At 39.4% G+C, this 24,722-nt stretch carries 23 protein-coding genes; 20 read left to right on the top strand and 3 right to left on the bottom strand.

Annotated elements, in window-relative coordinates; translation table 11 throughout:
- Positions 1–15: 15 nt before the first annotated feature.
- The 13 genes from FCJ93_RS05700 (at position 16) to FCJ93_RS05640 (ending at position 13,927) form a co-directional block, all read left to right on the top strand.
- Positions 16–864 carry a metallophosphoesterase gene (locus tag FCJ93_RS05700; RefSeq protein WP_095306374.1) on the top strand — a complete coding sequence of 283 codons (849 nt, stop codon included), beginning with the start codon at positions 16–18 and terminating at the stop codon, positions 862–864.
- A 488-nt stretch (positions 865–1,352) separates the two neighbouring features.
- Positions 1,353–3,152, top strand: coding sequence for a sigma-54-dependent Fis family transcriptional regulator (locus FCJ93_RS05695; RefSeq protein ID WP_095306373.1), 1,800 nt, complete (start codon positions 1,353–1,355; stop codon positions 3,150–3,152).
- Positions 3,153–3,303: 151 nt separating this feature from the next.
- Complete coding sequence (gene lpdA / locus FCJ93_RS05690) at positions 3,304–4,659, top strand: dihydrolipoyl dehydrogenase (RefSeq protein ID WP_211344087.1); 1,356 nt, start codon at positions 3,304–3,306, stop codon at positions 4,657–4,659.
- Positions 4,660–4,938: 279 nt separating this feature from the next.
- The gene (locus FCJ93_RS05685) at positions 4,939–5,907 is read left to right on the top strand and encodes a thiamine pyrophosphate-dependent dehydrogenase E1 component subunit alpha (protein ID WP_095306371.1); all 969 of its coding nucleotides are present in this window, start codon (positions 4,939–4,941) and stop codon (positions 5,905–5,907) included.
- Between the two features lie 15 nt (positions 5,908–5,922).
- Entirely contained in the window at positions 5,923–6,954 is a 1,032-nt protein-coding gene (locus FCJ93_RS05680; RefSeq protein ID WP_444544516.1) for an alpha-ketoacid dehydrogenase subunit beta, read from the top strand.
- 13 nt (positions 6,955–6,967) lie between these two features.
- Complete coding sequence (locus tag FCJ93_RS05675; RefSeq protein ID WP_095306369.1) at positions 6,968–8,161, top strand: dihydrolipoamide acetyltransferase family protein; 1,194 nt, start codon at positions 6,968–6,970, stop codon at positions 8,159–8,161.
- A gap of 388 nt (positions 8,162–8,549) precedes the next feature.
- On the top strand, positions 8,550–8,891 hold the full coding sequence (locus FCJ93_RS05670) for a hypothetical protein (RefSeq protein WP_137743115.1): 342 nt from the start codon (positions 8,550–8,552) through the stop codon (positions 8,889–8,891).
- A 61-nt stretch (positions 8,892–8,952) separates the two neighbouring features.
- Positions 8,953–9,342 (top strand): hypothetical protein, encoded by a 390-nt coding sequence (locus FCJ93_RS05665; RefSeq protein ID WP_137743114.1) that lies wholly within the window; start codon positions 8,953–8,955, stop codon positions 9,340–9,342.
- Positions 9,343–9,584: 242 nt separating this feature from the next.
- Positions 9,585–9,806: a hypothetical protein gene (locus FCJ93_RS05660; RefSeq protein ID WP_095306366.1), complete on the top strand. Its 222-nt coding sequence runs from the start codon at positions 9,585–9,587 to the stop codon at positions 9,804–9,806.
- Positions 9,807–10,182: 376 nt separating this feature from the next.
- The gene (locus FCJ93_RS05655; protein ID WP_095306365.1) at positions 10,183–11,259 is read left to right on the top strand and encodes a glycoside hydrolase domain-containing protein; all 1,077 of its coding nucleotides are present in this window, start codon (positions 10,183–10,185) and stop codon (positions 11,257–11,259) included.
- 202 nt (positions 11,260–11,461) lie between these two features.
- Positions 11,462–11,965 carry a DoxX family protein gene (locus tag FCJ93_RS05650; RefSeq protein WP_095306364.1) on the top strand — a complete coding sequence of 168 codons (504 nt, stop codon included), beginning with the start codon at positions 11,462–11,464 and terminating at the stop codon, positions 11,963–11,965.
- A 255-nt stretch (positions 11,966–12,220) separates the two neighbouring features.
- Positions 12,221–12,775, top strand: coding sequence for a YkoP family protein (locus FCJ93_RS05645; protein WP_095306363.1), 555 nt, complete (start codon positions 12,221–12,223; stop codon positions 12,773–12,775).
- Positions 12,776–12,802: 27 nt separating this feature from the next.
- The gene (locus FCJ93_RS05640; RefSeq protein WP_137743113.1) at positions 12,803–13,927 is read left to right on the top strand and encodes an MGDG synthase family glycosyltransferase; all 1,125 of its coding nucleotides are present in this window, start codon (positions 12,803–12,805) and stop codon (positions 13,925–13,927) included.
- Between the two features lie 328 nt (positions 13,928–14,255).
- On the opposite strand, the gene FCJ93_RS05635 is transcribed toward FCJ93_RS05640, so the two are convergent.
- Positions 14,256–14,420 (bottom strand): ferritin family protein, encoded by a 165-nt coding sequence (locus tag FCJ93_RS05635; RefSeq protein ID WP_137743112.1) that lies wholly within the window; start codon positions 14,418–14,420, stop codon positions 14,256–14,258.
- Positions 14,421–14,685: 265 nt separating this feature from the next.
- Here FCJ93_RS05635 and FCJ93_RS05630 point away from each other — a divergent pair, with 265 nt between their 5' ends.
- Entirely contained in the window at positions 14,686–16,041 is a 1,356-nt protein-coding gene (locus tag FCJ93_RS05630; RefSeq protein WP_137743111.1) for an amino acid permease, read from the top strand.
- 51 nt (positions 16,042–16,092) lie between these two features.
- Here the strand turns inward: FCJ93_RS05630 and FCJ93_RS05625 are convergent, their stop codons facing one another.
- Positions 16,093–16,953 carry a manganese catalase family protein gene (locus FCJ93_RS05625; protein ID WP_095306359.1) on the bottom strand — a complete coding sequence of 287 codons (861 nt, stop codon included), beginning with the start codon at positions 16,951–16,953 and terminating at the stop codon, positions 16,093–16,095.
- 206 nt (positions 16,954–17,159) lie between these two features.
- Between FCJ93_RS05625 and FCJ93_RS05620 the strand changes: the two genes are divergently transcribed.
- Positions 17,160–17,516, top strand: coding sequence for a hypothetical protein (locus tag FCJ93_RS05620; protein WP_095306358.1), 357 nt, complete (start codon positions 17,160–17,162; stop codon positions 17,514–17,516).
- Between the two features lie 36 nt (positions 17,517–17,552).
- Here FCJ93_RS05620 and FCJ93_RS05615 read toward each other — a convergent pair whose 3' ends face one another.
- The gene (locus FCJ93_RS05615; protein WP_095306357.1) at positions 17,553–18,182 is read right to left on the bottom strand and encodes a LysE family transporter; all 630 of its coding nucleotides are present in this window, start codon (positions 18,180–18,182) and stop codon (positions 17,553–17,555) included.
- Positions 18,183–18,513: 331 nt separating this feature from the next.
- Here FCJ93_RS05615 and hutP point away from each other — a divergent pair, with 331 nt between their 5' ends.
- The 5 genes from hutP (at position 18,514) to FCJ93_RS05590 (ending at position 24,639) form a co-directional block, all read left to right on the top strand.
- Complete coding sequence (gene hutP, locus FCJ93_RS05610) at positions 18,514–18,957, top strand: hut operon transcriptional regulator HutP (RefSeq protein ID WP_095306356.1); 444 nt, start codon at positions 18,514–18,516, stop codon at positions 18,955–18,957.
- A gap of 220 nt (positions 18,958–19,177) precedes the next feature.
- Positions 19,178–20,677, top strand: a complete 1,500-nt coding sequence (gene hutH / locus FCJ93_RS05605; protein WP_137743109.1) for a histidine ammonia-lyase — start codon at positions 19,178–19,180, stop codon at positions 20,675–20,677.
- A 58-nt stretch (positions 20,678–20,735) separates the two neighbouring features.
- A complete protein-coding gene (hutU, locus tag FCJ93_RS05600; RefSeq protein WP_137743108.1) occupies positions 20,736–22,406 on the top strand; it encodes a urocanate hydratase in 1,671 nt (556 codons plus the stop codon).
- The gene (hutI, locus tag FCJ93_RS05595; protein WP_137743107.1) at positions 22,406–23,671 is read left to right on the top strand and encodes an imidazolonepropionase; all 1,266 of its coding nucleotides are present in this window, start codon (positions 22,406–22,408) and stop codon (positions 23,669–23,671) included. The genes hutU and hutI overlap by 1 nt, the downstream gene beginning before the upstream one ends.
- Positions 23,668–24,639 carry an agmatinase family protein gene (locus FCJ93_RS05590; protein ID WP_095306337.1) on the top strand — a complete coding sequence of 324 codons (972 nt, stop codon included), beginning with the start codon at positions 23,668–23,670 and terminating at the stop codon, positions 24,637–24,639. The genes hutI and FCJ93_RS05590 overlap by 4 nt, the downstream gene beginning before the upstream one ends.
- The last annotated feature ends 83 nt before the right edge of the window (positions 24,640–24,722 follow it).

Below are 24,722 nucleotides of genomic sequence, written 5' to 3'. Positions count from 1 at the left end.
GAAGGGAGAGAGGTAATGAAGCTTCTATTTCTGTCAGTCTTGCTAGTTATGATCATTTTTTATATGTATAAAGCCTATCAAAATACAAAAGATGTCGCTGTTAAAAAGATGAACATCGCTTTTGGAATCGAGAGAAGTCCGGTGCTCAGAGTGTTACATCTTTCTGATTTGCATTTGGAAAATATATCAATTTCTCCTGAGGAGCTTTATCAGAAGGTTAAAGAAGAACGGTATGACCTGATCGCTCTTACAGGTGATTTTTTAGATCGAAAATGGACGATTCCGAAGCTAATCCCTTATTTGCATGTATTAAATATATTGAATCCTAAATATGGAATTTTTGCTGTGCTAGGAAATCATGATTATGTGTTAAAGGGTGAAAATTTGCATGCTTTAGTCGATACACTTGAACAATTTCATTGCCGTGTATTAAGAAATGAACATGTTGAAGTGCTTGTGGATGGTCGCAGAGTTAATATAATTGGAATTGATGATTATAGTACGAAACGCAGTGATTTAGAGACTTCTTATCGTGGGGTGAAGCCAGGCTATAATCTAGTATTGACCCATGATCCCAATATTGTCCTTCAAATGAAGCAGTATCATTTTGATTATTTGTTGGCTGGTCATTTTCATGGGGGACAAATTTGTTATCCGAAAGCTTATCATCTTATCAAAATGGGTAAACTGGTTCGGATGAATATGATAAAAGGATTACAGATGTATGATAATAAGCCTTTTTACATTAGTGAAGGGCTCGGGCAGACAGGAGTAAATATTCGAATTGGAAGTCGTCCTGAAATAACGATCCATGAATGTACTTTAACAAATGAAACGTCAATACCAAACTATTCTGCGGTGTAAACCGTCATACTGGGACTGTTGACAAACTGATAGGAAATTAGTAAACCTGTGTAGAATTTATTTTGTACAGGTTTTTTTATTTGGGATTCAAATGATGGGTATGAAGGTGATTATCAAAGTAAAATGACGTTTATTAAGGTAAGTGGGAGGAACCCTTTCCAACATTTTAATATGGTTGAAAAAAAAGCCAAGAAAATAGGCAAAGAGCAAAAACAATCTAGTACAAATTTGCTCAGAAATAAAGAAGAGTAAGTATGAAAAGCAAATGGGAAGGTAGTCACAGATCCATTCCCATTTTGTCACCTACCCCATTCACTCCTTTTTTACTTCCAGCAACTTCAACATTAATTTTTCCGATAGAACCAAGTTTTATAATAATGGAAAATTTCAGATAAATATGGATTAGCAGATGGCTGATCTTGTAGAATAGTAATGATAAAGAAATTTTGCCTTTGAAACACAGCATTACCGCACAAGGGGGAAGTGCAATGGATTTAAAGGAACATATTTGGAAAAGTTTTGTAGCCGATGGCTCGGTCGATCTAAAAATCCTTCCTAATAATGTAGCGCACTCATGGCTGCGTTGCCGCGATCAAAATGTTGATCCATATAGAAGAAGGAGTTTTACGATTATCTCGAAATCAAAACTAAAGGAAAAGCAACAAAAAAATAAGCGCATTATTGAGCTTGTTGAGAAGGAGCTTAAAAAGTATCACCAATATTTTCAATTGAAGATGCCGATCTTCATTTTAACAGATGTTGATGGTTACATTATTTGGCGTGATGGGTATGAGGGAACAAAAAGCTTGGCGAATGAAATTTCTTTTGCTGAGGGCAATCGCTGGCATGAAGACGATGTCGGCACAAACGCGATTTCTCTTGCTTTGCAAACTGGTGACGTGACGACCTTGCGCGGCTACGAGCATTACGCCATTTCCTCGCATGAGTGGGAATGCACAGCGGCTCCGATTCATAATGAATTTGGAGATATTTGTGCTGTGATTGACATTTCCTCGCATTTAAACAATTCAGCAACACAGGTGGAAGTTCATTTATTTTTGCAGTTATTAGCGAATACCATTTCGGAGAAGCTGTATAATGACTATTTAACGATTCATAGGCAGCTCCTCGACTATGCATATAAAATGACACGCCCAGGCATTGTCTGCAATGAACACGAGCAAATTATAACGATTTCAAAGGAGCTCATGCTCGATGAGGATGAATGGGCTGGACGTAATATACAGGAACTGCTTACTTCGCAATTTATTCATGAATTACCCGAAATCATTATGTTTGATGGGCGGCTGATTGGTTATTATTATCCAATTTTACAAGCACCGCAGAAGCGAAAAAATTACTATTATTCTGGAGTCCCTTCAAAAAATGTAGATTACCTTCATTTTATGAGTCAAGTAGTAAAGGCAGCAGCAAGTATGTTGCCGATTCATATTCATGGTGAATCAGGCAGCGGGAAAGAAGTAATTGCTGAAACGATTCATAAAAATAGTCCTGCTTCAAGCGGCCCGTTGGTTGCCATTAACTGCGGCGCAATCAGTGAAAACTTATTGGAGAGTGAACTTTTTGGCTTTGCGCCCGGTGCGTTTACCGGTGCAAGTAATAAAGGTTACCAAGGGAAAATTTTGCAGGCACATGAGGGCACATTGTTTTTCGATGAGGTCGATTGCATGTCATTGCGGATGCAGGCAGCCCTTCTCCGTGTACTTGAAGAAAAAAAAGTGACACCGCTCGGTAGCACAAAGGCAAAGAATGTATCGTTTCGAATCGTAACCGCAAGCAATAGGAATTTAAAAGAGCTAGTTCAAGAGAACAAATTCCGGCTCGATTTATTTTATCGACTATATGTCTGTCCCCTCAATATCCCTCCGCTTCGGGAGCGCAAGGAGGATATTTATGCACTAATGCAAGATTATTGCGACAAGCGACAATGGCATCCACATTGGATGAGCACTGCATACAAGGTAGCGAAAGAGTATAACTGGTATGGCAACATTCGTGAACTGAACAATTTCTTAGAACGATTGTATTTGTATTATGAGCAGGACACACCAACAATTTCAAACATTCAGGAATTAATCGAAATTGGCTCCGTTTTCAGTGAAACAGGTGAGTGCTTGCAACATCATATAGTACCTGTTTCTCATGAGCAGCAAGAGATTGAAGAAGTACTAGAACGCCATCAATACAATATTTCACGAACCTCAGAGGAGCTTGGCATTGCTAGAAGCACCCTTTACCGTAAGATGAAAAAGTACAACTTAAAATGATCCTACTACAAAACGCTACAAACTGTTGCAAAGTTTGTAGCATTTTTATATTATCCTCTCTTTAAAATGGCATTATTTCACCATTTTATATGTTGGCACGGAACTTGCTATAAATTATGGTGTAGGTTGAATAAAGAAGAATGGGGGGAAATTGGTGAAACAATTTGATTTAGTTGTTATCGGTGCTGGTCCTGGTGGCTACGTTTCAGCCATCAAAGCTGCTCAACTCGGTCAAAGTGTAGTGGTAGTCGAGCGCGAACAAATCGGCGGTGCCTGTTTAAACGTTGGCTGTATTCCATCAAAGGCCTATTTGAAGCACGCAGAGTGGTTGTTATCGATAAGAGAAGCCAATCAATTTGGTATTCAAAGTTCGGTAGAAGTGATCGATTTTCCAAAACTCGTACGTCGAAAAGACAAGGTTGTAAGCGCACTGCAGGGTGGAATCAATCATTTATTTAAACAAAATGAAATCGCTTACTTTAAAGGTGAAGCGAGCATTGCAGGAAAAACGGTGACGGTTAATAACGAGAGCATAAGGGCTAAAAATATTTTACTGGCTACCGGCAGTAGTCCATTCGTGCCACCAATAGTAGGTATTGAAGAGGTTGAGTATTTAACTACAAATACTTTTTTCGAACTGAGAAAGCTACCAAAACAGCTTGTCATTATTGGTGGCGGTGTCATTGCGGTAGAGCTTGCCTTTGCAGTGGCCCCGCTTAATGTAAGTGTGACGATATTAGAGGTTGCTGAGGACATTTTATTAACAGAGGATCCGGAGGTAAGTGCAATTCTTAAAAAGAAGCTGCAACATTTAGGGATAGTTGTGGAAACAAAAGTGAATATTCAAAGGGTTACAAAGAATTCGGTAGAGCTACAGTCTGGTAAAACTATACCATTTGAAAAACTGCTTCTTGCGACAGGTCGAAAGGCAAACCTAGCGTTACCACGAGAGATTGGACTAACGCTTGATGAGACAGGACAATTCGTGAAAGTAAATAAACATTATGAAACATCACAAAAAGGCATTTACGCAATTGGTGACATGATCGGCGGCTATATGCTTGCTCATGCAGCAAGTGCAGAAGGATTAAAAGCAGTAGCGCATATGACGGGCATTCCGCAGGAACCACTGAACCAGGCAACCATTCCTCGATGTATTTACACCAATCCAGAGGTCGCAAGCTTTGGTCTTAGTGAAGCAGAAGCAAAGCGGAACGGCTATGATGTCAAAGTCAGCAAGCTCCCTTATAGCATGATGGGGAAGGCGATTGCAACAAATGAAACCGATGGTTTTGTCAAAATCATTTCTGAGAAAAAATACAATGAAATACTTGGTGCGGTTATTGTTGGCAGTCATGCAACAGAAACAATCCACACGCTTCTTGCGGTTAAGCAATCGGAGGGCCGCGTCAACGAACTGGCAAATCTGACATTTGCCCACCCTACTTTGTCTGAATTAACCGGTGAGGTGACTAATAGTCTCATTTCAAAGGCCATTCACAGCTAATAAAAAGACCTGCGGTATATCAAACACTAAATGATTCGCAAAATTTAGAAAAGTGGCAGCACGAAACTAAATTTGCAATAAAGTGTTAATTGCTGAATTTAAATAAGGTTTATTGGTGTTTAGGCTGACATATTCACGTTCCTTTTCAGCGTGTAAATTTAATCATTGTGCAGAGGCTCTCGGAGCATCAAAGTACGTTGCTTACTTGATTCAAAAGTTAAAAGAAGTCTGGGCCACATGTACGTAGGCCCTAAACATATTATACGAGGAGGATTTATCATGCAAAACTTAGATATGAAGAAAGCCGCCTGGATTTATGAAAAAATGAATGATATTCGTAACTTTGAGGATGAAGTACATCGTATTTTTACAAGCGGTGAAATTCCTGGATTCGTCCATTTATATGCAGGTGAAGAAGCTGTTGCGACAGGCGTTTGCGCGCATTTAACAGATGCGGATTATATTACAAGTACACATCGCGGGCATGGGCACTGTATTGCAAAGGGATGCGATCTCAATGGCATGATGGCTGAAATTTACGGAAAGGAAACAGGTCTTTGCAAAGGAAAGGGTGGCTCTATGCACATCGCTGATATCGATAAAGGAATGCTCGGTGCCAATGGTATGGTTGGTGGTGGTTTTCCGATAGCAGTCGGGGCGGGTCTTCGCAACAAATATTTGAAAACAGATAACGTTGTTGTATGTTTCTTCGGTGATGGTGCAGCCAATGAAGGCACATTTCATGAAGGTATTAACTTAGCGGCGATTTGGAAGCTGCCTGTCATTTTCGTTTGTGAGAATAATTTATTCGCAGAAGCAACACCACAAAGCTACTCCTCAGCTTCTAAAACGATCGCACAGCGCAGTTTAGCGTACGATATTCCAGGTATTTCAGTTGATGGCATGGATTTAATGGAGGTTTATAAAACAGCTGGTGAAGCAATTGACCGTGCACGAAAAGGTGAAGGTCCAACGATTATTGAATGCTTAACTTACCGTAAATACGGTCATTTCGAAGGGGATGAGCAAAAATATAAAGCGAAAGAAGGACCGGAAAAAGAGCGGGCGGATTTAGATTGTATTCAGTTATTCCGTAAAGAGGCCATTGCCTTAAAGCTTTTAACAAAGGAGCAAGCCGATGAAATTGAAGCGAATTCGGTAAAGGCTATTGCGAAAGCGATTCAATTTGCGCAGGGAAGTCCAATTCCACGACCAGAGGCTTTGTACGAAGATGTATATGCAGACTAATAAAAGGAGTGAAGGATGATGACAAGAAAAATTACATTTATGAAGGCAATCAATGAGGCAATGGATCAATCAATGGAGCGCGATGAGCGTGTTATTTTACTCGGTGAGGACGTTGCAGGTGGTGCAACAATCGAACACTTAGGCAATGAAGGTGCTTGGGGCGGCGTATTTGGGGTCACAAAAGGCTTAGTAGAAAAGTATGGTCGTGAGCGCGTCATCGATACACCAATTTCTGAAATGGGTTACATGGGGGCTGCCGTAGGTGCGGCGGCAACTGGACTGCGCCCTGTACCAGAATTAATGTTCAATGACTTCATCGGCTTCTGCTTCGATACATTACTCGCGCAAGGTTCGAAAATGCGCTATATGTTTGGCGGTAAAGCAAAAATTCCACTGACCGTGCGTACGTGTCATGGTGCAGGTGCTTCGGCAGCTGCACAGCACTCCGGCTCCTACTACGGATTGCTTGGCTCAATTCCTGGTATTAAGGTTGTTGTCCCATCGAATCCATATGATGCAAAAGGTCTTTTAAATGCAGCAATCGAGGATGATAATATTGTGATGTTCTTTGAGGATAAAACATTATACGGTATTAAAGAAGAGGTGCCAGAAGAATATTACACTGTGGAAATCGGTAAAGCAAAGGTGAAGAAGGCCGGTTCTGATTTAACAATTGTTACAATAGGTAAAATGCTTTATGTTGCGCTTGAAGTTGCTGAAAAATTAGAAGCAGATGGTGTGGACGTTGAAGTTATTGACCTTGTAACAGTGGCTCCTTGGGATCAAGAGACGATTATAAATTCCGTAAAGAAAACGGGCCGCCTCATAATTATTGATGAAGCAAACCCGCATAATAACACGGCAACAGATATTTCTTCGGTCGTGGCAGATAAAGCATTCGATTACTTAGATGGCCCAATTAAATGTATATGCGCACCGAATACACCGGTGCCATTCGCCTCTAACTTAGAGCAGCTGTACATTCCAAATGCCGATAAAGTATTCGATTTAGCAGATGAACTGATTGCTGACTTAAAAAAATCATAAGGTGGTGATGACAGTGGCAACAAACATATTAATGCCAAAACTTGGTTTAACGATGACGGAAGGAACCGTCGAATCATGGTATAAAAAAGAAGGCGATGCCGTAAAAAAGGGTGACATTGTTTGCACAATTAGCTCCGAAAAACTAACGCATGATGTTGAGGCGCCGGAAGATGGCATCCTGCTAAAAATTTTTGTTGAGGAACTGGGGCAAATCCCTTGTAAAGAGCCAATCGGATGTATTGGTGAATTGAGTGAGAAGGTAGCGGAGGCATCTGCCCCTGCCAAAGAACCTGCACTTACTGAAGGTCAAATACAGCGAGAGGTACAAGTAACCGCTTCTCCCAGGAATAAAGAAGTTGAACGCATCTTTATTACGCCAATTGCGCGTAAAATTGCCGCAGAGCGAGGCATAGATTATTCAGAAATTACCGGTACTGGCGGCAATGGCCGCATAACTCGCCACGATGTTGAAAACTTTGTACTTACTGTGAAAGCTGCTTCTGCAGCAACCAATACTAATGCTGGTCAGGGCTTATCTGGTATGCGTAAAGTCATCGCGAAACGCATGCATAATAGTTTGCAGCAAACGGCGCAAGTGACATTGCACCGTAAAGCGAATGTTTCACCGTTGATGACATTCCGAACAGATATGAAGGCGAAGCTAGGTGATCGTCTTTCAGGTCAATTAAGCATCAACACGCTGCTAGCTCGTGCAGTTGTTCTCGCATTAAAAGATTTTCCGGAAATGAATGCCTCCTATGCCAATGGCGAGCATGTTGTTCACGAAGATATTCATATCGGCATGGCTGTTGCCGTTGATGAAGGTTTAATCGTTCCCGTCGTGAAAGACGCAGCGAACAAAACATTAACGAAACTTGCAGAAAATATAACAACTCTGATAAGTGGTGCACGAAGCCATACACTGAGCAGCGATTTACTTACAGGTTCGACCTTTACGATTTCAAACTTAGGGTATGCAGGAATCGAATATTTTACACCAATTTTAAATACGCCGGAAATCGGTATTTTAGGTGTCGGTGCCATCGACCGCAAGCTTGCCTTCAGTGGCAATAAGGAAATTGTTGAACAGCAAGAGCTTCCACTAAGCTTAACATTCGATCATCAAGTAGTGGATGGCGCCCTAGCAGCAGAATTCTTACAGTGCATTTGCACATACTTAGAAAACCCTTATTTATTACTTTTTTAGAACATTTAAAGGAAAGAAGGCAACCTTTTTAACCAAATGCCTTTTCACTAATCAACTGCTTTAACTGATTCATACACAAAGCCAATGTATAAAATGCTTCGGTCAGAAAGCATAACAATATATTATACACATTTCATTGAAACCATGAGACATCTGGAATCAGATGTTTTCATGGTTTTTTAATTGAAAGTTACCAAATTCTTGATTCAAACGTTTATTTATTTTGTTGGATTATCAATACTGTGCTCCAAAGTTTATCTGTTAATAATGGTAAAAAGAGATAACGTCTAATGTACATAAAAACATTGTCGATTATTCATTCTATAACAGAGAGAATTGATTTTCTCTCGATGAGGTTCTTCTTTTCCCATTTTAAGGAGGAAGATTTATGAATACAAAGCCATTTAGCAAGTTTTTTTCAAGAATGGGTCAGAAAAATGTCATTCGATCATTCATAAAGCCAAGAAACAGAAATAGAAGTGGCTGGATTTTTTTAGCGCTTAGTGGAGCTGCTGCATTTGCAACCGTAATGTTTCGTAGAAACAATACAGAAATGAACGGAGGAAAGGTGGAATCTTTTAAACAAGGCATGAAAAAAATGTCATTTCCACCGCTGAAGCAAATGTTGACGGCGGAGTTTGCTGAAGAGTTCATTAAGAAAAACAGCACTTCGTCAACATCGAATCCCTACTCCGGTACAAAAGAGGATAATCAGAAAAACGAAAGCTAAAACCGATTGCTTTAGCGTTGGTTAAGAGGGTCAATTTCATATAACAGGAGGATTCTATTCCATGAAAAAAAAGCTTCTTTTAACAGCAATCTCGGCTACTTTATCTGTAGGTATTCTTGGTGCTTGTGGAGTAAATAACAACAGAATGAATGATGATGATGGTGTAAACTATAGCCCCGTAAGATATGATCGACAAGATGATACAGGCGTGTTTGATGGAAATCGCCGAAATAATGGGGTTGAACCGGTACGATTCCGCTCAAATGACAATAACCGTGGGATATTCAATGATGTAAACAACCGGACAAACAACGGTGTGTTTGATACAAATCATAATTTAAACACGGATTTAATTGATAATAATCGTGGTGCCGATGGAATTGACCCTGGCACGAACGGAAGAAGAAATGTTAATGCTCCCTCAGGTACAATGAGAGGCGGAAGCCGTTAATTGAAAAGATGTGAATAGGTGAAAAGGACATCAATATTATGTTGATGTCCTTTTTGCTGCTTTTAAATACGTTTTAATTGTAATTAATGGTTATTGCATTTATAATTCAGGTATAAAAAATATATAATAACATATTTAAATTAAAAATTGTTGAACTTGAACATTTATTCACATGATTGTCATAATTAAGTGGTGATTATGTGTAAATATTTTTGCATTTTATATGGGGGAGGGATCATGGCGTGATTAGAATCGTTGCTGCTGGTGTCGGGGGTTTTGTTCTCGTGTTTATTGAATCATATATTGTGTTGCTTTTAAAAGGTTACCATTCAATTGAATTCGGAGGAATGGCGCCGTTTATAAGTGTCTGGGCGATGAATTTTTTCTTGCTGTTTTCCATTTTTACTCATATCAAAATTTGGCTTGAAGAAAGAGAGGCAACACGAGAAGAAACGATAAATTAGTTTATTATCATTAAAAAGCTGTGTCAAAAAGGTCATTAAAAACGACTTTTGACATCAGCTTTCTTTTTTTGTGTTAAATTTTGGTATTATTCGATCCATAAAATGGATGTTTCTCTTTTTTTCTCAATGCTTCTTACTTTTGTTAAGGTTTCCTATTCGGTTCTTGGCTCCCGAACTTAATATCGATTGATAGAGCTAGTGCCCACTCACAAAAAAGAGCCACCTGAAGTAGAAACCAATCATTTTTATAGAGAGCATCAAAAAATTAAGCTTCTGGGACAATTTCTTTTTTTCGTAGATTGCCAATTTTTCACAAGCCCATACGGTCATATCCCTTGTCGCATATGATGTTGCGAAAAGACAAGGAGGGAATGGTATGGTAAAAGAGAAATTAATACCTCTCGTAGTTACAGCATTCTTCATCGTTGTCATCGCGGTATTTTCTTTCTCGCTTATGGGTCCAAGTTTATCTGAACCGGCATCAAGTACAGTTTCGGCTGATGAAACGGAAATGAGTGGCGCTGGGGAAAGTGGAGATAGTACGGTTACAAATAATGTTGAAAACAATATAAATGGAGAAAATGCAGAAGTTAATAATTCAATTGATAATAATGTGAAGAATGGTGAAAAAAATAAAGTTGATAATAACGTTAGCAATAATATAGAAATAAATGTTGATGTAAAAGTAACAAATGAGATTGGCAATCATGTAGAGGGACAAAGCTCAAATTCCAGTCATGAAGATGGAGGCTCATCTAATAACAGTAATGGTGATGATGCGAGTGCTAGCAGCGACACCTCAAATGATGAAATCGTTTGGGGTGTTGATTCAGCAAGCCATACTAATTCAGAAATGCTGGCTTGTGTAAAAGAAAATTTCGGTGATCCTCTTATATGGGGAAGATATTTAGGGGAGAAAGACGGAGTTTCAGAAGGACTTACTGCCGATGAGATTGAGCTTCTTCACTCAAATGATATCGAGATTCTGCTGATTTGGAATCACTTTGAGGATGCAAGAGGATATGAAAATGGACGAAGTGAGGCCGAACAAGCTATTGCTAAGGCGGAAGAGTATGCTGTTCCTGAAGGAGTAGCACTATTTGCTGATATTGAACCGAATTACCCTGTTGACTCGGAATTCATAAGGGGTTGGTCAGAGGTTATGTTTGACTCAAAGTATGAATCAGGGATATACGGTATTTTTGATGCAGAAGCCGATTTAACTAAAGCCTTTAATGAAGCTGCTCAAAGTAATAGCCATATTGGTGAGCAAACGTATATTTGGACAGCGTCTCCAAATATCGGAATTACTTCACAGTCTAACGCTCCAGAATACGAACCAGAAGCTCCAGAAAATTCAAAAGTTGGCGGTTGGCAGTATGGAATAGATGCAGAAAGCTGTAATATCGATACAAATCTTTTTTCGAATATCATTACGGAAGTACTTTGGTAGCAAAGGATGGATGGGATCACATTCCATCTTTTTTCTTTTTGAAAACAAAGATATGGGGCCAGTTCTGAGGAAGGCCATAAAGCTGAAAACGATTTCGATTAATTCTGATTTGTTTTCACTGCCCTCCTTTAATTAACAGTAAAAACTTTCTTGAATACGGGATGATTAATACACAAAATATAGAAAGAAGGGGGTAGATAAAATGTTTGTTCGATTTTTAAGAGACAGTAAAATTGCAGCGTTTGCTTTATTGTTAATGAGATTATATTTAGGCTATAAATGGTTGACGAGTGGCTGGGGCAAAGTAACGGGCGGCGGGTTTGATGCCAGTGGATATTTACACGGTGCAGTTGCGAATGCAACAGGTGAAAATGCTGCTGTTCAGACGTGGTGGGCAAACTTTTTAGAAGCTATCGCCATTCCGAATGCTGGATTATTTAGCTATTTGGTGATGTGGGGAGAAGTACTTGTTGGTATGGCATTAATCCTTGGAATCTTTACAACTTTTGCTGCTTTAATGGGAGCAATTATGAATTTCTCCTTCTTGTTTAGTGGGACGATAAGCGTCAATCCGCAAATGCTTTTATGGACAATCTTTATTTTGGTTGCTGGATATAATGCAGGTAGATTTGGCTTAGACCGCTACATTTTACCCTTTTTTAGACAGAGGTTTACAAGAACAGATGGTCCAATCGGGCAAATGTAGTGGATATGGTTAAAGTTCAAATGTTCGGGAAAGTACGGGGGATGTTCCAAGATGAGCGGGAATGGAAATTTACTTCACTTAGGTAAGTCTTTCGGTAATACCAAAATGAACTAAAACCAGCACCAGTATTAAAAAATGCTTCTGTAAAAAAATTTGCTTCCTTAAGGATAGGATCAAGCTTTACTTTAGAAACTAATTATGGTGACGAAAAAACATCCTATTATCTATTTGTAAGTTTTAAAGGAGAGACCATTAGTGAGAGGCTTTATTTTTTCGTTTTGGCAAAAAATTGATCCGATTTATTATTCTTGCACACGTTTAAAATATGTCTCAGATAAAGGAGACAATATTTTTAGGATTCGATTGACTAAGTATAAAGGAAGGAATATTGTCCTTTCAGATGGTACGCGTATAAATAAAAACGATACATTAGTAAAAATTCACCTTCACAATGTCCGCCTTTTAATGGAAATGAAGGAAATAAAAAGTGAACTAAGAAAGGCAAAGATCATTTATCGTCATGTGCAAAATTCACTTCCGGGTTTAGAGTTTTATATACGCCATCATTTTTCAGCTCATAATGTTAAAGGAATCATAGGAATTACGCTTTTAAATAAAGGTTGTGAACGGCTTGGTTTTGAAATTATCGAGATTATAAACCCTGTTTATAAATGGTATAAAACTTTAAGTTTTCTTCCCATAGGCGTCCTATCTCATGAAAGTGTTAAGTTGAATGATGTGTTAAAAAAACAGAGGCCAAATTACTTATTTATGTCTACGGCTAAACTAAGCAAATTATATAGAGTATAAAGTCGATATAGATTAGAGGAAAGTACAATGGGAAATTATGAGAAAACAGTACTCTTTTTACCTTTTTTACAAATACCTTCAGGACATCATCAAGTTGCAAATGCTCTTATAGATAGCATCGAAAGAGTAAATCCAGCTTTAAAGTGCGAAAAAAAGGATATTCTGGCCTATGGTTACGGAAAAGTTGAAAAATTTATTTCCAAATTTTATATCAATTGGATCGCGAGCTTTCCTACAGTTTATAATTTAATTTATCAAAATACAGTGTATAAGGAACCGCAAAAAGAAAAACGTTATCGAGCTTACGAGTTTCTTTTTTTACGCTTTATGAAAAAACTTATTGCAGAAACGGATCCCGATGTTATTGTTTGTACCCATTCTTTGCCTTCTTATATGTTAAATTACCTCAAACAAAAAGCGGAAATTAAAACACCAATCATTAATGTATATACAGATTATTTTATTCACCAATTATGGGGAATAGATTGTATTGATCAACACTTTGTTCCGACTGCTGAAATGAAGGAGCTTCTTATGGAAAAAGGAGTGAGAGAGGAACAAATTTTTATTACTGGCATCCCTGTTCATAACAAGATTACAAAACTGACAGCGACGAAATTGCCTTCCTGCAATCAAACTTTTACAGTGGTGGTTTCAGGTGGAAATCTTGGTATTGGAGCGATCGAAGAATTGTTAGAGGATTTAATCAATCACTATCCCAACAAGTTAAAGCTAATTGTTCTCTGTGGAAAAAATAAAGAGCTCTATAAAAAAATTTCTTCGTTAAAAATTGACTACATAGAGGCATATCCGTTCATTGCTAACATGGAAAAAATGAATCAATTGTATGATGAAATGGATGCGATTATAACGAAACCAGGAGGTGTCACAATAAGTGAATGTATTTATAAAAGAAAGCCCATTTTTATCTATCATGCTTTACCAGGACAAGAGCAGATTAATTTAGAGCATCTAAAGGAATACGGCCTAGTTTTTCACTTGAAAAAGAAACGCGTGCTTGATCAGGTTTTTTCGATTCTGAAAGAAGAAAAGCTCCTGCAAAAATATCAATATCAAATTGAAAAATATCACAGCGAAATTTGTTCCACGGAGCCAGCACAACTCATTGCGCAGTGGCTGGAAAGCAGATGACGTGAATGACCTCCGTTTCTGCTTGAGCTGGTGATGAATTGAAAACGCGTTGAAACTTCCTAAGATAAGTCAAATGAAGAAAGCTACGCTGATAAATCTTCGTGCATAACCCATTCAAGTTTGCTTGCAGTGGGAAACTACTTGCTGACAAGTTCCGTTGAGAACGTACTTGGAATAATTGGAATCATGTTCTGTTCTAGTTCTTCGATTGTTGCAATCCATTGATTTTGATGCATTGTATTTGGAGAAAATTGGAAAATACAACAGAGCTCTCACTCTTCAATATCTGTGATTGCTCTTTTTTTGACTTAACAACTTGAAGGCGATCTTAGCTTTCGGCATGTAAATTTGCCAGGAAATCAGGGAGCAATCTGCCGCTTGCAATCGTGTAGCAAAAAGTCCAAGGATAGCCCTGTACTGTCATCCTTTCTGCTCCAATATCCAGTAGCATATCGCAATTCCTTCTGTTCTCCTCTACAATTTCATCGTTCAACAATATTGCACCCTTGCTGAGATTTCTTTAAATTGTCTACCAAGAACTGATCTGTATTTTTTGGAAGTAGTTAAGTTTTACATTATCCTGTAACTCTTTATGTGGCAAAACAAATACTGTTCTTCCCTTTTTGAAAATATTGAATATTTCAATAGTATTCGGTACGGCTATGAATATTATGTATCTTAAAATGTTTATCAGGCCTTACATAATCAGCAGGAGGATGTGAATAATAATTTGGGATGATATGGGGAGGGACACCTTTATGGAGATACCAGAACGTGCAGGGAGTCTAACTAATAATAACGATTCCAAAAAAAGTGTGAAAAAATTAGCTTGGTGGCAGCTTTCATTGATTGGTGTTGGCTGTATTATTGGAACGGGATATTTTCTTGGTTCTGGAATTGGGATTAAGATGGCCGGACCATCGATATTAATTACGTTTCTGTTGGCAGGTTTAGGAACATTTATTGTCTCGGATGCATTAATGAAAATGTCTTCAAAGGATCCACAAAAAGGCTCCTTTCGTTCATATGCGAAAAAAGCCTACGGTAGTTGGGCTGGTTTTAGTAGCGGTTGGGTCTATTGGTTTTCTGAGATGTTAATTACCGGAAGTCAGCTAACTGCTCTTTCAATCTTATCCAGGTTTTGGTTTCCAAATCTACCGCTTTGGATATTTGCAGCGGGATATGCGATTTTGGGAGTTATTGTCGTCGTAATTGGGACAAAGGGGTTCGAACGAGCACAAAATATGTTTGCCATTGTTAAAATAGCGGCTATTTTTATGTTCATCATTTTGGCAGTTGCTGTCCTATTTGGTCTGTTTGGTGGAAGCAAAAATGATTTTATCATTCATGGTACGGTGGAGGATTTTCTCCCTAAAGGGATGATGGGGTTATGGGCCTCTCTTATCTATGGTTTTTATGCGTTCGGGGGAATTGAAATCATGGGAATTATGGCACCGAGGCTCAAAAATAAGAGAGATGCAAGGAAATCAGGAGCGATTATGCTCATCATTCTTACAACCGTGTATCTTGTATCTATCGTATTAGCTACTGGATTAGTTTCAATCGATAAATTTAACGCTGATGAAAGTCCATTTGTTAGTGCACTCGAAAAATATCATTTAGATTTCTTTCCCCATGTATTTAATGGCGGAATTATTATCGCTGGATTTTCAACAATGGCGGCGTCGTTATTTGCAGTAACAAGTATGTTAGTCACTTTATCAGAGGATGGAGATGCACCGAAGTTTTTTTCAAGGAAGGGGAAATTAAAGGTTCCGCCATATGCTTTAGGATTAACCATTTGTGGCCTCATTACCTCGATCATCCTCTCCTTTGTGATGCCTGATAAGGTGTATGAATATATAACCACAGCAGCAGGGTTGATGCTTTTATATAATTGGTTTTTTATTCTCGTTTCCTTTCCTAGGCTTATTCATGCGACCAGTTTTGATCATGTCAAAAGATTCACGGGAATGGCATTAATTTTACTTGCAGTCAGTGGAACACTTATCCATGGGTCCAGTCGACCGGGGTTTTTTGTGAGTATATTATTCGTTGGATTCGTCTTGCTTGTCCTTTACATAAGACATTTAAAAAAGCGTAAGAATAAATAACCCTTTAAACCTAATGGTTAAAAGGGGGCGAGTGTTTGGTGCAATAAACGGTTATTTCATATTTGGAGGCAGCAGTCCTTTTCCTCCACTAAGGACAATAGGAAGAGTGTTGTGAATATAAGGTGGAGCAGGCTTTAATTTTGGCTTTTTTGCCAATGGAACTGGATTTTCAACATAATTAAAGGTGCCTTGCTTATCAATGCTCGGCCCTTGAGCCCATCTTCCAGCGGCACTTTCATTTCCTCTTGAAAAGTTGAATAAAGTGTAAGAAACTTCTTGTTTTTCCAATTCTTTCGGGAATGTGCTTGGTACGACAACATTTTCTTTTGCCTCTAGTTCTTTAATAGCGGCGATCCATTGATTTTGATGCATCCGATCCCGGGCAATCAGCCAAGAAAGCATATCTTTAACACCGCGATCGTTTGTTGCTTCATAAAGTCTTACTGCTTGAAGCCGGCCTTGCGATTCAGCATTTAGATTTGCCCTAAAATCAGCTAATAGATTTCCGCTCGCAATGATATAATCTGCGGTCCAACGATTGCCAACACTGTCTGCCGGCATAGCGCCAAGCCCTGAGACAATAGCGTGCTGAGGGTTCATTCCACCTAAAATTGCTCCAATAACTGGATCTTTAGCAGCGTCTTCCAAGTCACCTACTGGGGCACCGTCAAGTAGGCGGGCAATCATTGTTGCGAGCATTTCAATATGGGCAAGTTCTTCTGTCCCGGTATCCATCAGTAAATCTTTATATTTTCCGTTTCCTCTTACGCTCCAGCCTTGAAATAAATACTGTAGGGCAACGGATATTTCACCGAATTGGCCACCTAAAACCTCTTGTAATTGCTTGGCAAACAAAGGGTCCGGCCTTTCGGGCTTTGCGTGATACTGCAACTCCTTCACGTGATAGAACAATGTCATTCACCTCAAATAAGTTATCGTTTTTGGATTATCATTTTATTGTATTTATCGATGTTGTATTTGTGTTTGTCTAGGATAACGGCCTAAATTTTTCCGCTGGTGCCTAGTCTTTGGAATAAAGGGGATGCTACATAAGAATAATAAAATGTAGCGATTCAATCAGCCAAGCTCCCGGTGAAAAAATGAGAGGAAGTGAAAAAATGTCTATATTTGTTTACCAAACATTTGAGGTTAAACAGGAGAAATTTAAAGAAGCGCTTACATGCGCAAAAAAAATTAAAAAATATCGAAATGAAAAGTACAATCATCATGTCGAAATGTTGACCCCCATTACTGGACATGACTATACATACGCATTACTTGCCAAGTATGATGGTTTGGCTGAAATGGAATTGCAAAATAGGAAAATGTTTGATGATGAAGACTATTTAAAGCTAATCGGAGAATTTTTTTTGGAAAATATCGTTCAAGGAAGTATGAATACGCAAATTTTTAGGACGATGAATGATATCCTTGCTGACAACAAGGAAGAGGGAGAAAAAGAAGAAGAGAAATAATAAATTGGACTGGGAAGAAGGTATCCCAGTCCGATTTTACAGTATTTCAATAATTCCTTCGTAAACAAAGTATAGGCCAAATCCAATTAATGACAAACCAGATATAATGGAAATAGATTTGAGAATATAAGAGTTAAGAAATGTTCGTAAACCAGTTGTGAGTGAAGCAATTAATAGATCCCACAGCGTCAGACCAAGAAATATCATACTGCTGTAAAGGAGCAGGGAGCCTGGTCCATTCATTTGCGCTGTTTTTGCTAATACAGAACCGTAAATGCCAAGCCAAAATAAAATCGATAAAGGGCTGGTGATTGACATGATAAATCCAGTTAAAAAACATTTTCCGAGGCTGTCTTTTCCACTCCGATTATCAAGCGAAACAACACCTGCGTTAATAATTCCTTCGATTCCAGAATAAAGAAGAATGAATCCACCGAAAAGCCATAGAAATATTTGTACGATGGGAATCTCAAGGAAGTTGACCATTCCCAAATAAACGATCAGCATAAAAATACCGTCCGCAATCATCGAACCTGCTCCGACTATCCACGCATGCCAAAATCCGTTTTTAATTCCTTTATCCAACCGGGCAGAATTAACCGGGCCAATGGGAGCAGCTAGAGTAAAACCGAGTAGAATATAACTAAATAAAAGACTTATACTCAAATACATCACTCCACAATAATTTAACTTGTACATTGTATGTGAGAAAATTTTAACTATGAGTACTTGTCCCAAAAAACTATTTTTGCTAGTTCATCCACGTAAAAAGAGGAGCTGAATGGACTTTTAGAATTCTAGCTTTTCCTCAATAATACATCCGCGAAACTACTTCACACTGAAACCAACTGGAATATTGTCGGCATCGACAGTGATTTCGATTGACATATACGAATATTTACCATATTCTAAAAATAGATATTAGAGTCAATCCATTCCAAGTAAACTTTGGAATGAAATCGATATTAGTCAGAATACGTATAGTGAGTGGTTGCCAATGGCTTTAAAGAAAGAACAGCGTATTGGACGTCATGCAACCTTACTTTTGCTAACAGATGATCATCGTGAGCTCTCGCAACAAACAGAGCAAATAGGATGGAAAAGCTGTTTAGGAAAAGTGGGATCGATGGAGTCGCAAAAGGTAGTTGCTGCGATAGAAGTGGCAGCAAAGCAACAAGGAGTTATAAGTCAAGAGCTTTATCGGGAAACACATGCTTTATACCATGCGATTATGGAAGCTCTCCATGGAATAACTCGTGGGCAAATGCAGCTAGGTTCAGTGATGAGAACGGTCGGGTTGCGCTTTGCCGTGGTGCGAGGCAATCCATACGAAGATGAAGCAGAAGGCGAGTGGATTGCAGTCGCCATCTATGGAACGATTGGAGCACCAGTTCGAGGTTTAGAGCATGAAACATTAGGACTTGGAATCAATCATATTTGAGTGGATGCGTTGGCAAAATTTAAACAATATCAATATGTTTTTCCAGTTTTAATATTGATTCTTACATGATTCAGACAACCAATTGCATAAAGAATGCCCAGAGCAATTAGATACTAGGGGGCTGTACACGCTAAATCAAAAATTTGATTTTACGTGTATGGCTCCTTTTTTATGTGGCGCTTTATCTTGGTAAAGGAATACAACGGAAGCAGGTGGATATATGGTGATTTTAACAGGAAATACATTGACGTTAAAACAAATGAAGAAAATTCTCTTGGAGCAAAAAAGTGTATCAGTTTCTGAAGAGAGCTGGGAGAAAGTCGAAGAAAGCCGAGCTGCAGTTGAAAAAATTGTTAAAGATAACCGAGTTGTCTATGGGATTACGACAGGTTTTGGAAAATTTAGTGATGTATTAATCAATAAGGAGCATGTTGAAGAACTGCAACTGAACCTAATTCATTCGCATGCAGTAGGTGTTGGAGAAGTTTTTCCAGAAAGCGTTTCAAGAGCGATGCTAGTCCTAAGGGCGAATGCCCTTTTAAAAGGGTACTCTGGCGTTCGCAGGATAGTAATTGAAAGATTGCTTGAGTTTGTCAATAAGGGGATTCATCCAGTCGTCCCTCAGCAGGGTTCATTGGGGGCGAGTGGGGATTTAGCTCCACTCTCCCATTTAGTTCTTCCGTTGTTGGGAGAAGGTGAAGTATTTTACAAAGGCCATAGAGTCGAGGCTTTAAAGGCAATGACGAAAGAAGGGATTTTTCCGATTACGTTAACAGCGAAAGAAGGGCTTGCTTTAATTAATGGAACACAAGCGATGACAGCAATGGGAATTGTCGGATATTTAGAAGCAGAAAAATTGGCCTATCAATCTGAAATGATTGCTGCTATGACAATGGAAGGATTAAATGGCATCATTGATGCTTTTGATCAGGATGTCCAAATTGCCCGCGGTTATCCAGAGCAAATAAGGGTAGCTGAGAGAATGAGGGAGCTGCTTGCTGGGAGCAAGCTTGTGACAAAACAAGGGGAAATTAGAGTGCAAGACGCCTATTCTTTAAGATGCATTCCACAGGTACATGGGGCAACTTGGCAAGTATTAAATTATGTGAAAGAAAAATTAGAAATTGAAATGAATGCTGCAACAGATAATCCGCTTATTTTTGAAGGTGGAAAAAAGGTTATTTCAGGAGGCAATTTCCATGGGCAGCCGATTGCCTTTGCAATGGACTTTCTCGGTATAGCGATTGCCGAGCTCGCCAATATATCTGAGCGAAGGATCGAAAGATTAGTGAATCCACAATTGAATGATTTACCTCCTTTTTTAAGTCCTGAACCAGGGCTGCAATCAGGGGCGATGATTATGCAATATTGTGCAGCATCACTCGTTTCAGAGAATAAGACATTGGCACATCCGGCAAGTGTAGATTCGATTCCATCGTCTGCTAATCAAGAGGATCATGTCAGTATGGGAACGATTGGGTCAAGACATGCCTATCAGATTATTGCAAATACGAGGCGTGTTTTAGCGATCGAATTAATTTGTGCAATGCAGGCAGCAGAAATAAAAGGGAAGGAAAAAATGAGTCCAATCACAAAAGATATCCTTGAAGAAGGGAGAAAGAAAATTCCTTTTATTGAAAAAGATAGGGTTTTTGCTAAGGACATTTCTGTTGCAGAAGACTGGTTGAAAACATCCGTCTCTATTACGAAAAAAAAGTGAATTTTAAAGTCGAAACATGTTGAAATAACATGATTTTTGAAATTAAGGAGGAGAAGAAATGAAGACTAGAAGCAAAGTTATTCGCTATCGAGGAACGGAACTAAATACAAAAGGCTGGCAGCAGGAAGCAGCTCTGAGGATGCTGATGAATAATTTAGATACAGAGGTTGCTGAGTGTCCAGAGGATTTGGTTGTGTATGGAGGAATTGGCAAAGCAGCACGAAATTGGGAAGCCTTTGATACGATCGTTGAGTCATTGAAAAAATTGGAAGCTGATGAAACGTTAATGATCCAGTCAGGGAAGCCAGTAGCGATTTTCAAAACACATACCGATGCCCCGAGAGTTCTCATCGCCAATTCCAATCTTGTCCCTGCTTATGCGAACTGGGATACATTTCATGAATTAGATAAAAAGGGTTTAATGATGTATGGACAAATGACAGCAGGAAGCTGGATTTATATAGGATCGCAAGGTATTGTTCAAGGAACATATGAAACCTTTGCCGAGTTAGCAAAGCAGCATTTCAACGGTTCATTACAGCATACGGTAACAGTTACTGCTGGATTGGGCGGAATGGGAGGTGCTCAACCTCTCGCGGTGACAATGAATGGTGGTGTTTGTATTGCAGTTGAAGTGGATGAAACAAGAATTGCTCGGAGATTAGAAACGAAGTATACCGATATTAAGACGAATTCATTGGAGGAAGCATTACAATTAGCAGCAGCGGCAAAAAAAGAAGGAAAGGCGCTTTCAATAGGTTTATTAGGAAATGCAGCAGATGTTTTGCCAGAAATGCTCAGCAGAGGCTTTATTCCAGATATTTTAACCGATCAGACTTCTGCTCATGATCCGTTAAACGGTTATATTCCATCACAGATGACTTTAGAAGAAGCTGCACGTTTAAGGGTTGAAAATCCAGAAAGATACGTAAAAGCAGCGAAAAGTTCTATGGCGAAACATGTAAAAGCAATGTTAAAAATGATGAACAAAGGTGCTATCACATTTGATTACGGCAATAATATACGTCAAGTAGCGAAGGATGAAGGGGTAGAGAATGCTTTTGACTTTCCGGGCTTTGTCCCAGCTTATATACGTCCGCAATTTTGCGTCGGGAAAGGTCCGTTCCGTTGGGCAGCTTTATCAGGAGATCCAGAGGATATTTATAAGACGGACGCAGCTATCCTTAGAGAATTTGCTGACAACGAGCATTTATGTAATTGGATTCGCATGGCTCAGGATAAGATTCAGTTTCAAGGTCTGCCTTCACGGATTTGTTGGCTTGGATACGGGGAAAGAGTGCATTTTGGCAAAATTATCAATGACATGGTAGCTAGTGGTGAAATCTCAGCCCCGATTGTTATCGGTAGAGACCATTTAGATTCTGGGTCAGTTGCTTCACCAAACAGAGAGACAGAGGCTATGCTTGATGGCTCTGATGCCGTATCCGATTGGCCGATTTTAAACGCTCTCATTAATGCGGTAGGCGGGGCTACTTGGGTTTCCGTTCATCATGGTGGCGGAGTCGGCATGGGTTATTCCCAGCATGCGGGAGTTGTCATTGTTGCTGATGGAACAAAGGAAGCGGAGGAACGGATTAAAAGAGTGCTTACGACAGACCCGGGCATGGGTGTAGTTCGACACGCGGATGCTGGCTATGAATTAGCGAAGAAGACTGCTCGAGAAAAAGGAATTCGCATGCCGATGCTTGAGAAGGAGGCTGGGCAATAATGACAAAACCTCTTTGGATCAAAAATGCATCTCAACTGGTTACTCTTGCAAGCGAACAACAAGGTCCCCGTTCAAAAGAAGCGATGTCTAATTTGGGTATAATCGAAAATGGAAGTATTTGGATTGAGAATGGATTGATTGAAGCAGTTGCAACGACTGAAGAAATTAAGCAACGGTACGAAAATCGCCTCCATGAAGCTGAAATCTTTGATGCAAATCATTTGTTGGTGACACCTGGTCTAGTTGATCCTCACACCCATGTCGTCTATGGGGGAAGCAGAGAACGAGAATTTGAGATGCGCCTTGAAGGTGCAACTTATATGGAAATTATGAATGCTGGCGGTGGGATTCATGCAACAGCAAGGATGACACGGGAAGCATCAGAAATGGAATTGTTTGAGCAGACTTCAAGGAGACTTAACTCTTTTTTACAGCATGGAGTGACAACAATTGAAGGAAAAAGTGGTTATGGAATGGACCTTGAGACGGAATTAAAGCAATTAAGAGTGATGAAAAAGCTGCAAAAAGAACATCAGATCGATCTTGTTCCGACATTTATGGGGGCACATGCAGTTCCGCCAGAATACAGAGGCAAAGAAGAGCAGTTTGTTGATTTGTTAATTGAGGAAATGCTTCCCATTATTGCAAAAGAGAAGTTAGCAGAGTTTAACGATGTTTTTTGTGAAAAAGGAGTCTATACTCCTGAGCAATCTGAAAGGATTTTAGAAGCTGGAAAAAAATACGGACTCATCCCGAAAATACACGCTGATGAAATCGAACCTTACAGGGGAGCTGAGCTTGCCGCGAAAGTTGGCGCTATTTCTGCTGAGCATTTGCTTAAAGCGTCTGATCATGGGATTGAAATGATGGCTAAGGCCGGGGTCATCGCTTGTCTCCTGCCGGCAACAGCTCTTTATTTGAGAGAAGAAGCTGCTAAAGGGAGAAAAATGATCGATGCAGGAGTACCGGTTGCCATTTCAACTGATTGTAATCCTGGCTCATCTCCAACCACGTCGATGCCTTTAGTAATGAACCTTGCTTGTATTACGATGCGTCTAACACCAGCAGAAGCTTTGACAGCAGCAACTTATAATGCCGCTTGTGCCATAAACCGTCAAGACGTCGCTGGCTCATTAGAGAAGGGAAAACAGGCAGATATAGTTGTCTGGAATGTAAAGGATTATCGTGAACTGCAATATTTATTTGGTGTTAACCACGTGAAAAGTGTTTGGAAAAAAGGTGTTAAGGTGGTGTCAAATGAATGAATGGGCATTGGTTGCATTCCCCTGAATGGAAATGGACTAACAACAGCACGGTAGATAAGCAATTTGTTCATCAATGGGTCGTTCCACTAGAGGAAATGTCCTCATATCCAGATGTAGTTCTTTATGGTGCGCCAATTTCCCGTTCATCGATAAGTGTTTCAGGCGCATCTCAATATCCAGATGAATTTAGGAGAATGTGGAAGAAGTTTGCTACCTATCAAATTGAAAAGAATATTGATTTAACAAAGCTTAACGTGGCAGATGCTGGAGATGTTCAAATGCATACGACTGATATTCTCCTTTCTCATGAGAGAATAGAGGCTGCAACCTTCCATTTAGTTAAAAAATATGCGCGCTCTGTCACTTCTCTCATCGGAGGTGATCACTCCGTAACTGCTTGTGCCATCCGTGGCATAAAAAAACAATATCCCGAGGAGAAAATCGGTATTCTTCAATTAGACACTCACCTAGATGTAAGGGATCCAAGTGAGCTTGGACCAGCAAATGGAACACCAATCCGACAACTAATTGATGGAAATGTTGTTGAGGGCAGGCATATTATTAATATTGGCTTGCATGGTTTTTTTAATGCAAAGTCTCTTGTTGACTACGCGCGGGAAAAAGAAATTAAGCTAGTTCCGTTAAATGAAGCAAGAAATCAAGGTTTGGTGCATACGATAAAGAGGTCGCTCGAATACTTGGCACAGGAAGTCGATAGAATTTATGTAACTGTTGATATGGATGTTCTGGATATTTCCGTTGCACCTGGTGTTCCAGCCTCGACTCCAGGTGGCATGAACTCCCAAGAATTGTTTGATATTTTGTTTGAGATCGGGACACGTCAAGAGGTTAACCATATTGATTTTGTTTGTCTCGATCCTACGAAGGATTCAATTGTTGCTGAAACGGTTAAAATTGGGGTCTATGCTTGGCTGCAATATTTAAGCGGTGTCGCTGTTCGAAAATAACTTTAAATATCTCTATACTTGCTAGTAAGTTTTAGCAGGCCATAATGATTAAATTGACCTATCGATAAGAAGTGTTTAAAATT

It is taken from the genome of Robertmurraya siralis (assembly GCF_005502275.1).
Lineage (GTDB): Bacteria > Bacillota > Bacilli > Bacillales > Cytobacillaceae > Robertmurraya > Robertmurraya siralis.
This window is presented reverse-complemented; position numbering and strand designations above follow the sequence as displayed.